Here is a 12,384-nt window from a genome sequence, read left to right on the forward strand (position 1 = left end):
TATTGATTAAAAATGCATGCTTTTTTGTGTTCTGTTTTACAAATGTAGTTTAGTTTCATTATTGGTTGAGGTGGATTATTATGGGGGGGGGAGTGTTTCAACACGTCGATTGGCTGCGCACAATAGCAATCAGAATGGGATATTTGTTTGCATGTTGTGCAATGGTTTCGTGTACCGGGAATTCAAACTTAAATTCGGTGATGTCCTACAAAGAAAATTCAAATCGTAAGGCTGCATCGCTGTATAGTTTTGAGCAAGGTCATGTACCGTCTGTGTTGTCATGCAAAAATTCATGCACAAGCTTAACCGACTACCAATATAAAGATGGTAGCCAGAGCCTGAAATGGCAAGTGTCGGACGACGATTCGTTAACGTTGAACTACTCTGCCGATATTTCAAATTCAGTGACACAAATTTCAGATGGCCTGGCCCCCGCCTTTTATACCTGGCTTTACAATCCTGTTGCGGTAGATGATTCTCTGCGGGTGGCTTTTTTCAATGGTGAAAAAGAAATCCGATATTTTGAGTATGGTCTTAATTTCACCGGTTGGCGAGCAATACTGGTGCCTTACCTTACTGAAATGTACGGTCAGGGTGAGTTAAGCTTCGATAAGATTCAATTGCAGTACCCAAAGCTTCGGGCAAATACAGATTCATTTTTACTCCTTGATCATTGGATCCCAGTGGTAAATGTTGATGCTCGCTGGCCTCTGCCCGATTATCAGATTCGTCTTCATGAGGAAGTGGCAAGAGCACCCAATGCGCACTGGAATGCCGTGCTACAATATGACGATTGGCGAAAGGCTAACGCCAGTAACAATAGCGTTCACACTAATTCCTCACAACAAATTGAACAAATTTCACACCGTATAGAGCAACAGCTGTTGTCAAATGTTTCCGTAGACGAGCATTCATTTGCAGCTTTGCTGTTGTCGCTTCAAAACGCACAGGTTAGCACCTCACTGCCAGAAAACCTTAAATGGAAACCGGTATTTTTTGTGAGGCATCATGAACTGCTGAGTCAGGGAAGGGTGAATTCAAATCAGTTGCAATGGGTTAAGCAAAATAGCCTTTATTTCAGGGATGCAGGAAGGCTACTGCTTTCTATTGCCCAGCATTATCATAAGACCACGCTGGTTAGACAGCGTAAATTATTGCTTGTTTACTTTGAGTCGTTGGCCAAGCATTTGCGCGAACAGGGATTTGCCGAGGGAAGCGGGCTTGGCAATATGCACCATCAGGGTTACTCAATCAGGGAATGGGCCGATGCGATATTCTTAATGCGGGAAGTGTTGCCTGGATTGTCCGCAACAGTAGCTGAAGATATGGCCTGGTTTGCAGGGCTAGGGCGCATCTACAGGCCTGAAGCGGAAATCGTCGGTTTTAATGTCGATGTTATGAATACATTTTTGCCTGCTATGCTTTACGCCGCACTACTGCAACCTATCCCTGAAACACAGTATGAACTGGTTCGTCAACTCAGCAAATGGGTGAGTTATTCATTAACTCACCACCAGGGACTGGCTGGTGGAATACAATCAGATAGCGCTTTTTTTCATCATTCACAGCACTATGTTGCGTATGGTAACGGTGGATTATTAGGACTAGCTCCGGTGATTTACTATCTGAGTCAGAGTGATTTTGCTATCAGTGAACAAGCCTTTGAACGAGTGAAAAAAGCCTTGTTACTTTCCGCGGTGTTTTCTAATGAGCGACGTATCCCTCTGAGTTTGAGTGGACGACACCCTGACGGCAAACAAAGTATCGTGGTTGAACCTTTTCAATTTCTGGCCAGAGCAAGGTCTGTGCCTGACCGCGAACTAGCTTCACTGTATTTAGCTTTGTCAGTGGATAAAGACCCACGTATTGTTCGTGAATTTAAAGCGGCTGGTATTACCCCAGCGAAAACACCGACCGGAGCCTGGGCCGTTAACACGTCTAGTCTACTTTTGTATAGGCAGCAGAACTGGTTACTGTCAGCGCGCGGATTTAATCGTTACCTTGTGAGTCATGAAAGCTATGGTAATGCCAACTTATATGGTCGCTATATCAACTATGGCCAGATTGAAGTTATGCCTGAGAAAGCTGACCTGCGAGGCTTCAGGGAGTCCGGTTGGAATTGGAACCACTGGCCTGGCACAACCAGTATTATCTTGCCGCTGGCAAAATTGAAAGCGCAACTTTTTCAGGTCGATAAATTCGCCGGTATTGAGGAAATGCTGCTGGCAGAAGAAACGTTCAGTGGGGCAAATGTATTGAGTGACGATGCCGCAATGTTTGCTATGTCTTTGCGTGGACATGCTAAATATGCGCCTTCGTTCCGTGCTAAAAAATCATTATTTGTGTTTGGCAACAAAGCCGTTGCTTTAGGATCAGATATTCACTATGCAGATCCAGATTTTCCTGTTCAGACCACCTTGTTACAAGTGAGTCGTGAGGCTGAAAGTCTGGGTACGTCAATTCGACTAGACGGTGTCACGTTGGAACAGGCTCCGTTCGAACAAGTTTTTTATAGCGATGCGTTTACACGACTTGATGATCACCTTGGTATAGCCTATTTTGTTGCTCCCGGACAAGCTTTACAGGTCGCGCGGCGAAACCAACATTCTCGCGACAATAAGAATTCCCAAGACACTGAGGGCGAGTTTACGACAGCCTGGATAGATCATGGACACGAGCCCAAAGCCTCGACTTACCATTACAGTATGTTGATTGGCGCGAGTGAGGAAGAGAAGTCAGCCTTTGCGTTACAGCTGCATCAACCGGACACAGCACCATATACTGTGATTCAACAAGATAGTACCGCACACATTGTGCGCGATAACCAGCGTCAAGAAGTGGGGATGGCAATTTATGATGCCTCGCAACCTTTACTATCAGAGGTCATTAAATCTGTCGATAAACCAGCGATGCTCATGTTTGAGAACGACGAGACGCTGACAATGACAGTAGTAAATCCTGACCTTGCCTTGTATGAGGGCCTCGACTCTGACCAGTACGACGAGCATGGCCTTTTTAAAGAAGTCAGCATATATTCTCGGCCTTGGCGCACTGCAGAGTTTCAGGAAACGAAGCTGTCTGTCACCGTTTGGGGACAATGGGCGCTTTCCGCCCCTTCAGAGGTGGTTACCGTCATGTATGATTCTGACGGCAATACCCGCCTACAAATTACCTGCTTGGCAGGGCAGCCCGTAAAATTCGATTTAACGCCCATCAGGTAAGGTACTGTGGCATTATATGCGTTGACAACGTTACTTTTGCTGGTCGCTACCACCCTAGGTTCACCCAGCAAATGTTATGTTGCGCCTCAAGTTGCTGAGAAGCCCTCTGGCGCAATGTGGCTATCAGTACCAAAAGCCAGCATTCCTGAGTCTCCGTGGCCACTCGCAACGAAGCCAGTTGTGGCACTGAATCCAACCTCATTTCAGGTGGCTCATAATCGTAAATATATATTCATAAAGATCACAGCGAATGATGATGCTGTGATCACACCAGAATCCATTGATAAAGAAACGGATATTCGTCTCGCCGATAGAGTGGAAATTGGCTTCTCAGCAGACGATAGCTTAAACCACTATGTGATGATGGAGGTTGACGCTCGTGGTCGTGTTATGGACTATCAGGCTAAGCCATTTCGGCAGTTTGATTTTTCTTGGCAGTTCGATCGGGCCGTCGTATCAAGCATTCCGTACAAAAAAGGGTATATGATAGATATAACGTTTCCTATTCAAGCACTTAAAGACCATCTTCATCTTAACGTAGCGACTCTCTCAAAGTTGACTTTTGGTGTCTTTCGCGCTGATTTCCATTCATCCAAACCACCTTGGCAGGTTAGTTGGCGGAGCTGGCAAAACCCTGGTACCGACAAACCTGATTTTCATACTCCTGCCGCATGGGGATGTTTGGTGCTCCAATATGGTGAGTTTGCTAACTAAACCTGCACTATTTTGTAGCTTAGCTACATTGCGTATTATAAATTTAACAAATATGAAGAAAAGCTACCTTTCTTGCTTGTTTATTCGACACAATGGGGGTAAGGTTGATTTGTAGCTGAGTTGCATTAACTGGCGAATTTGGCTATTTATGAAATTAAACTCCTTTTAGGGAGTCTGAATAAGAAAAACAAGCTGTCAGTCACCCAAAAAGAAAAAGATGACGCAGCGTTCTAAACAGAAACCGGTGAAAAGAAACCCAATTACCTTCGCCGGTTCCAGGAGAAATTCATGTTATCTATAGTAAATGTTAAGCACAAACCCTGTTTTCGCCCTGCAACACTCACTATGGCTGTCTATACAGGCTTAATCGCAGGAACGCTTGTGCCGGATGCTATGGCTCAGGAAAGGGAACAAACAACTGAAGCTGTTGAAAAAATAACCGTCACTTCCGGATATCGTGGTAGCTTGGTTTCGTCGTTGAACGACAAGCGATTCAGTAACAAAGTTCAGGATGGTATTACCGCAGAAGATATCGGTAAATTCCCAGACCAAAACGTCGCGGAGTCTTTGCAACGTATCACGGGTGTTACTATTAGTCGTTCAGAAGGTGAAGGTCAGAAAATCTCTATTCGCGGATTTGGCCCCGAGTTTAACACCAGCTTGATGAATATGCGTACATTACCGTCAGATGGTACCGGCCGTTCATTTTCTTACGATGTGATTGCGTCGGAGCTGATAAGTGGAGCAGAAGTCTATAAGACATCCAGTGCAGATCTGCTTGAGGGCGGGATAGGCGGAACGGTTAACATCACAACAGCTAGGCCTTTAGATGTGGATGATAAAGTTGTCGCCGCATCAGTAAGAGGTGTATACGATACACTGGCTGAAAGTACAAACCCATACATCTCTGCATTAGTTAGCCGTAACTTCGATGACAAGTTTGGTATTCTTGCATCATTCGCCTATCAGGAGCGAGAAGCACGAGTGGATGTGGCTGACATTGGTGGCTATCGTCAGGACGCTGTTATTCCAGGTGATGATCCTTATGGTGAATATACCGACGAGGCCTTCTGGCGTCCGCAGTCTGCAAGTCAAACGCTGAAAGAGCAGGATCGCGAACGCTTAGGTGGAACGGTTGCGTTTCAATGGAGCCCGAGTGACAACGCGGTACTAACGGTTGATGCACTGTATTCAAAACTGACTATAGATGAAACTTCCAGCCAGTTGTCTCGTTGGTTCTCAATGCCCATGTACAACGCTGAGATGGACAGTAACGGTACCGTAGTTGAATTTGACCGTATTCCCAAACCTCAGGTGACTCCTGGTGTCTATGAACTGTGGGACAACGGTGTACAAAACGGCATTGGTCAGTGGAACTCTGTAAATGTAAATTCAGTGGATCGGGAGTCTACTACTACCATGTTCGGCGTGAACTTTGAGTGGCACCTAAATGACGATATGTCGTTGGTCTTTGATGCACAAACCTCCAGTGCCAAATTGGACTCTCCGAACAACCCAGGCTTTACACTGGCTAATCCGAGTCAAGTAGCAACGCATTTCGCTCTTACTGGTGATACTTTTAATTGGTCAGGTACTGATGATGAGTTTAAAGGTAGCAAATTGGATTATATGGCCAACAATATGTCTCTGGCCTCAGATATAGCGGATGATGACATCACGGAAGCGCGCGTAGATTTTAACTGGTTACTGGACGATGCAGGCCCTTTCAGTGCTCTACACGCTGGTGTGTATTACTCTGATAGAGAAAAAAACAGCAAGCGCTACGAAACACCTTGGACTGATGTGACAGTTGCACTGCGTGGCTTTTACATTAACATTCCTGAAGAGTACCTGTATGACGTGAAGCCGTCAGGCGGTTTCCTTAGCGAGTACAACGAAGGCGGTTTTGTTAATAGCTGGTACGGCTATAACCCGGACGCCATTATTGATTATATGATGAGTGAAGCGGTGTATGCCAATGCTCAGAATAAAGCAGACCAGTTACAACATAGTATAGATAACGGTAGTGGTGCTTCCGTTGATGATGAGTTGGTTGCCAATACCATAGCGGCAATTCAAACGGCTCAGCAAATTGGTTTTGCTCCCGTGCTACGTAGTGATAAGTCCTGGAAAGTGGCGGAAAAAAATGTCGCACTCTACGTGAGTACCGATATTGATACGTATGTAGCCGACATGGCGTTAACCGGTAACATGGGATTGCGCTACATCCGAACAAGCCTCGATTCCTGGGGGCAGGGTGCTGAATTTGTTGGTCTTCAGTATGATCAGGTACAAGGCAGTGCAACAGCGGTCACCAACAGTGGTGTGGCGTTGAGTGCATCTAACAGCTATAGCGAACTGCTACCAAGTTTGAACCTGAAATTATCACTGACTGAGGACGTCGTCGCGCGTTTTGCGTATTCAAAAACTCTCACTCGCCCGGATCTTAATCAGGTATCACCAAGCGTTTCTATTGCCAATAACTCAGTAGGTGTTCTGGACTTTGACAATATTGATTTTGTTGGCACCATTTCAGGAGATAATCCAGAACTGGAGCCCTATACTTCGCAAAACTTTGATTTGGCGTTGGAGTGGTATTACACCGACGACAGTTTTGCTGGCCTGAGCTTGTTCTATAAAGATATCAACGACTGGATTGTTACCGCCAATTATACAGACTACCTGTATGACACTATCAACAATGTTGAACGTGAGTTCCAACGCAAATCGCCGCTTAATAGTGAAAGCGCGACTGCAGAAGGTGCTGAGCTGTCGTTCCTACATACCTTTGATTCAGGCTTTGGTGTGCAAGCTAACTACACCTATATGGACAGCTCTGCGGCATTTGACGTTAACAATACAGATTATGTTTTTAGTCTCGATGGTCTGTCTAAGAACAGCTACAACCTGATTGGTTTCTACGAAAATGAGGGCATTCAGGTGCGTGTTGCTTACAACTGGCGTGGTGAATACACCCAGTGCGCAGCCTGTTCACGTTCGTCGCAGCCCATCATGGTGGAAGACTACGGACAATTGGATGCGTCATTTAGTTATGAATTGACCGACACTGTAACGTTAACCGCTGATGTGATTAACCTTTTGGATGATGACCCTCGCTCATACAGCGTTTATAAGAGTCGTTTCCTGTCAATGGCAGATACAGGAACTCGTTACTCTGTGGGCGTGCGTTCACGTTTCTAAAACCAGATAAAAGGGGAAGTATTGCTTCCCCTTTTTTATTTCTTAATCTGTTTGGCATAAACGGAGCTGTATCGACAGAATGTCTACGCACGTCAGAAAGGGCAAACCTAACTTTTACCTCTGAAGGGCGTATCGCCGGACAATAATAAAAAACACAAGGGAGACTGGAAAATGATGAAATTTCGTCATCTTTTCGTTTTATTTGTAGTGATTATCACTATCAATCTGGCATCAGCAGCTATCGCTTATGATGAGTCCCACACGTCAGCAGCTGAAAAACATCGCGTCAAAAAAAACATTCGAAACCCTCATACTAAGGCAATCCAGGCGTTATCCGGTAAACCCAGCTCTGGCCCTGCTCAGAATGTCATTGGTCAAGTAATTAAAGCACTTTCAATAAACCAGGCATATGCAGTACATGATAACGAATCACAGTATTGGATTAATTATCTCGATAGCCGATCACCAAACTCAGATTTGAGAGATCCTTTTACTGTCTTATCTGATGATGACATATTCCCAAACTTTTCTTACGCAGGATATGATTTTGCTAATTCAGCGATTCCTGAGAGCACGGGAGGAACTGGATACGGAGACAGTGTCCCTGTATTCGATCCAGAATTGACGACTCATAAAGTATTTAACGTGGTCGACTATGGCGCCATGCCAGACGATGCGGTGTCAGACAAAGCCGCAATTAAGGCCACTATTGAGGCGGCTGAAAATTATGTGGAAAACGGCGGTGATGGAGCGATTGTTTATTTTCCGACTGGTCGGTTTTTAGTTAATGAAGACAGTGACATGGTCTTTACGGACGAAAATGCGCAGCCCGTTTCGGTTGGTTATTGTGATGGTCAAAGTGTGGCTTGTATCGGCAGTACTATGCAGCCAGGCGATGATGTGTTGCGTAAGAATGCGGCAACTAATCAGCCTTTTTTTATTCGCACTGGAAATATAATTGTGCGTGGCTCTGGCAGCGGTGAAGGTGGTACACAACTGTATATGAAGAACCACTTTGTAACGCCGTATTACAACGTGTTGTATGAAACTCCCCACCTTTTTATGATTGGTCAGTTTGCTGATGACTACTGGCAGCGCAGTAGTGGCGGCGATGAGTCCAGTGCCTATTTGGCGCTGCATGAGCCTAAATCTCAACCTGCCTCCACCGGTATAGGCGCGTTGATAACACGTATCACTTCTAATGCGTTACGTGATACTACGCGCACAGTTTCCGTTGAGGATGCTTCGGCGTTGTTCGTTGGTCAGTGGGTCAGGTTGCACAGTGTTGATACAAGAGTCGGGACACTGAGTGAAGTGTTGGGCCCTTACGAACCCGAGCCATTGTTCAGCAAAACCGGGAGCCCCTGGTGGACCGGTCTCAATCGCGGTTTTGAGCAACGTCAACTGAACAAAGTTATTGCCGTTGATAGTGTGAACAATACCGTAACCTTTGCAGCCCCTATTAGTGCTGATATTGAAGCCTCAAGTAGTGAAGATAACTTTGGTTGGGTTATTGAGGTCCTTGAATACACTGAAAATGTTGGCGTTGAAGACCTGGCTATAGTGGGCAATGCGCCGGCTCCATTTGTTCACCATAAAAACTATGTGCATGATAGTGGCTGGTCCGGACTGAATATGTTTAAAACCGTCAATAGTTGGGTGCGCAACGTACGATTTGAGAGTATGAGTGAAGGGCTTCAGGTCGTATTGTCTTGTGCCATGACCTTGCAGGATATTGACGTAGGGGGGAATGCAGGTCATCTGTCAGTTGCGATTGAAAACAGTAGCAATGTGCTGGGATTGAACATAGCAGAAACGGCTTCCACCTGGCATGCCGCTGGATTTTCTAATTACGCTGCAGGCAACGTGATTCTGAATCACCAGTATCCGGCAGATACATCACCCAACATTCATGCCAGTTTCCCTCGAGCAAACCTGTTTGATGGTCAAACCGGAGGCTGGATCCATGGCCATTGGGGTGGGGCACTGAGCAATACTCCTAATCATATGAAACACCTGGTATGGTGGAATCCCGTTAACCTGTCAAAAGCCGAAAATGACTGGGAATTCATGCAGAGTGATTCAAAATATGGCCGCATTATCATGCCCTATGTTATCGGCATGACTGGTAACGTTCACACTTTTGCTGATCAGGCCCGTTATTACAATAATCAGGTAGATTTGCATTACACGAAAACGGGGGCGGTTTCAGGAGATGGCCGGGATTACATTACCGGGTTTGATGAGTCGCACAGCAACTGCTATGAAACGCCGGAATCAGATACCGATGATCAATGTGATCTGCCTTCTACAGTTGAAGATGCCGCTACGGCGATTACCTATACTGATGTTGGTGGCAATGCCGATTTTCCAGCCTTGTTTAACCCGTATTCGGCGCCGTTGAGTAGTGAAAAATTACAAGCTTTTGTTGAGTCGGCAGGACAACGTGTTGGTCCTGTATTGCTATATGAAGCTCAGTTACAGCAACGTTTGGGGCAACTGCCTGAGTGGTTGGTTTCTGCTACCGACAAAGTCCGCTACGTCTCTTTTCAAATCGCTACATTACATGACGGTGGCAGTGTCCCTGTATCAGGTACATTGCGTGTGTATGGTTCTCTTGGTCAACTGATCACTGCTACCCCCCTCACTTTCTCTGCTATACCTGCTTCCGTGACCGTTGATTTGGGCGGTTATTACAATCTCAGTGAAATTGCGTTTGTTCCCGACGCAACATCCTCAGGGTTGGTTGCTAGCTTTGCTGTATACAGCAATCAAACAGATCTTGGCAGCTCAGACTGGGGCGACGCTGACGTGTCCGGCACTATGGGTAATAGTGTGCACATTCAGCGTTTCAGTCCAGGTGAGTCGCAACAGATACTCATTTCAGCACTAGACAGCAATGAGCAACAAGTGGAAGTGGTATCCGATAGTGACAATGACACTTATTGGATGGCGTCGCAGGCTGGCACATCACTGTACTTTGATTTGCAGCGTCCTGTCTGGGCCGAGAGCCTTAACATGGCGTTTTTTAATGGTGCCAGTAATCAGTTTGCATTTGACCTTGCGTACTCTGACGATCTGGTTACCTGGACATTACTGTCTGACCCGACTAACACCAGTGATGACTTTGTTACTTCAGGGACCAGTAGCCAAAACGAAACCTTGGCGCTTGCTACACCCGTTCAGGCAAGGTATTGGCGTGTTACCGCACAAACCAGTGTAGCTGGCAGCGATGACTTTGCTCTGGCGGAATTTTCTATCAATGAGCAATCTGAGCCCGGATTGGTGAGTTACTTGCCGCTTAATGAAGGTGTGGGGGCAACATTGCTCGATGCTACCGGGTTGCAATCGCCAACGTTAGTCAATTCAGAACGCGTGAATGGTGTGATTTTTGATGGTATTGACGACTATGTTGAGCTGGGTGATTTTGATCCTGCTGATGGCGCATTTTCTGTCGCGCTGTGGGCTAAACTTGAAGCGCAATCTTCGACCGCGTTCTTGTTGCGTAAGCATAGTTGGGGAACGGCAAATCCCTATTATCTACAGCTAACCAGTTCCGGTGTACTCAGTGCCAGAGTCAATGGTTCGGGTGTCACAGCAGACAACATGGCAGATGGACTTTGGCATCACATTACCATGACATTAGACAATACAATACTATCTTTCTATGTTGACGGTGAGTTTGTGGGATCAGCAACGGTCTCGCCAGTCAGCAATGATACGCCGGTGACATTAGGGGGGGATCCTAGCGGCCGCTACCCGTTTACCGGCGCAATAGATGATGTGCGATTCTATTCGTCAGTACTGAGCCATACCGATGTTCAAGCTCTGGCTGCTATTTCTCAGGTCAGCCAGTTAAGAGGAAGCTGCGACTCTGATGATTCAGGGATGCTTGCCTTTTATCCTTTTGAGGATGCGGATCCGACAGATTCCGCCGCTGTTATTGAGAGTTGTGAAGCAACGGGCACTGGCCCTAGTGCGTATCTTGCAAATGGTGCTGGGTGGGGGGATACCGTTAACGCAGCCTGGCAAGGGGAAGTCACCGGTCTGACATTTGATGGTGTGGACGATTACCTCACACTGTCTGATATTGATTATGGTGTGCAAGGCGAGCTAACGGTTGCATTGTGGACGCGTTTTACTAACCAGGCTTCCACCGCCTTTCTACTGCGTAAAGGGAACTATGGAAGCAGTAATCCTTACTATATTCAGGTCAATACCAACGGAACTCTGCTGGCCCGGGTGAATGGAGCAGGCCCGAGTGTCAGCTATATTAATGATAACCAGTGGCATCACGTTGCCATGGTGCTCAGTGGGAACAGCCTGGCGTTGTATGTTGACGGGGATTATCACAGTGACGCTACGGTCATACCGGTAAGTAACAATACGCCCGTGACCATAGGCGGAGAAAGTGGTGGCAGTAAACCCTTTGCTGGAAGCGTCGACGATGTGGCTATTTATCAACGTGCTTTAACAGCTACTGAAGTCAGTGAACTTGCCGCATCTGCGCAGTATAACGCTAACGGTGACTGTAACGCAGTAAGCGATACCGATTTAGCCGTGTACCTGCCGCTTCAGGATGGAAAGTCTGTTACCTGTGATGTATCAGGGAATGACTCTCATGCGATATTAGGTAATGCACCCGTTTGGGAATATCAGACGACCTGGTTGGCATTGGACGGTGAGGACGACCAAATCATGATAGGCGAGATCGGGTATGGGCAGGGAGAGACGATGTCTGTATCGTTTTGGCTACGTGCAGAATTGCCGGATGATGTGAGCTATCTGTTCCAGAAAGCTACATGGATCGGTAATTCCCCGCTGGCCGTTTATTTACGGACAGACGGTGCGCTTAGAGCCGGTGTGTTGGGTACTGAAGCGGAAATCAGCAACGTGGCTGATGGACACTGGCATCATATTGTAACTGTGCTGGAAGGCAGCACGCTACTGGTTTATATGGACGGTGAACTGGTAACATCTCAAACGGTCTCGCCCGGTGATGACAGTGGCTTGCTAACGGTTGGAGGGGCAACAGGTTTACCCCACCTCCGAGCTTTTCAAGGGGCACTGGACGAAATACGCATATATCAAAGTGCTGTTTCAGCTGATGTGGTCAGCGAGCTTTATATGCAAGGACATTAGGCCTGTACACAGCTTAACCGCTGCGTAACTTTTCAGTCAGAGAAACTATTTATAAAATTCGTTTCTCTGGCAAGCCGTTCTTTTTCTCAAAGGTAGTTGTCCGACC

General features: G+C 46.5%; 4 protein-coding genes. All 4 read left to right on the forward strand.

Annotated features, from left to right (window positions below; all coding sequences use genetic code 11):
* Nucleotides 1–200: 200 nt before the first annotated feature.
* The 4 genes from AC2T0J_RS13570 to AC2T0J_RS13585 all read left to right on the forward strand — a co-directional run bounded on the left by AC2T0J_RS13570 (nucleotide 201) and on the right by AC2T0J_RS13585 (nucleotide 12,278).
* Nucleotides 201–3,221 (forward strand): chondroitinase family polysaccharide lyase, encoded by a 3,021-nt coding sequence (locus AC2T0J_RS13570; RefSeq protein WP_489806335.1) that lies wholly within the window; start codon nucleotides 201–203, stop codon nucleotides 3,219–3,221.
* A 6-nt stretch (nucleotides 3,222–3,227) separates the two neighbouring features.
* Nucleotides 3,228–3,935: a sugar-binding protein gene (locus tag AC2T0J_RS13575; RefSeq protein ID WP_489806336.1), complete on the forward strand. Its 708-nt coding sequence runs from the start codon at nucleotides 3,228–3,230 to the stop codon at nucleotides 3,933–3,935.
* A 288-nt stretch (nucleotides 3,936–4,223) separates the two neighbouring features.
* A complete protein-coding gene (locus AC2T0J_RS13580; protein ID WP_489806337.1) occupies nucleotides 4,224–7,136 on the forward strand; it encodes a TonB-dependent receptor in 2,913 nt (970 codons plus the stop codon).
* A 621-nt stretch (nucleotides 7,137–7,757) separates the two neighbouring features.
* Nucleotides 7,758–12,278 carry a LamG-like jellyroll fold domain-containing protein gene (locus AC2T0J_RS13585; protein ID WP_489806338.1) on the forward strand — a complete coding sequence of 1,507 codons (4,521 nt, stop codon included), beginning with the start codon at nucleotides 7,758–7,760 and terminating at the stop codon, nucleotides 12,276–12,278.
* Nucleotides 12,279–12,384: the final 106 nt, after the last annotated feature.

The organism is Alteromonas sp. ISO5 (assembly GCF_058105165.1).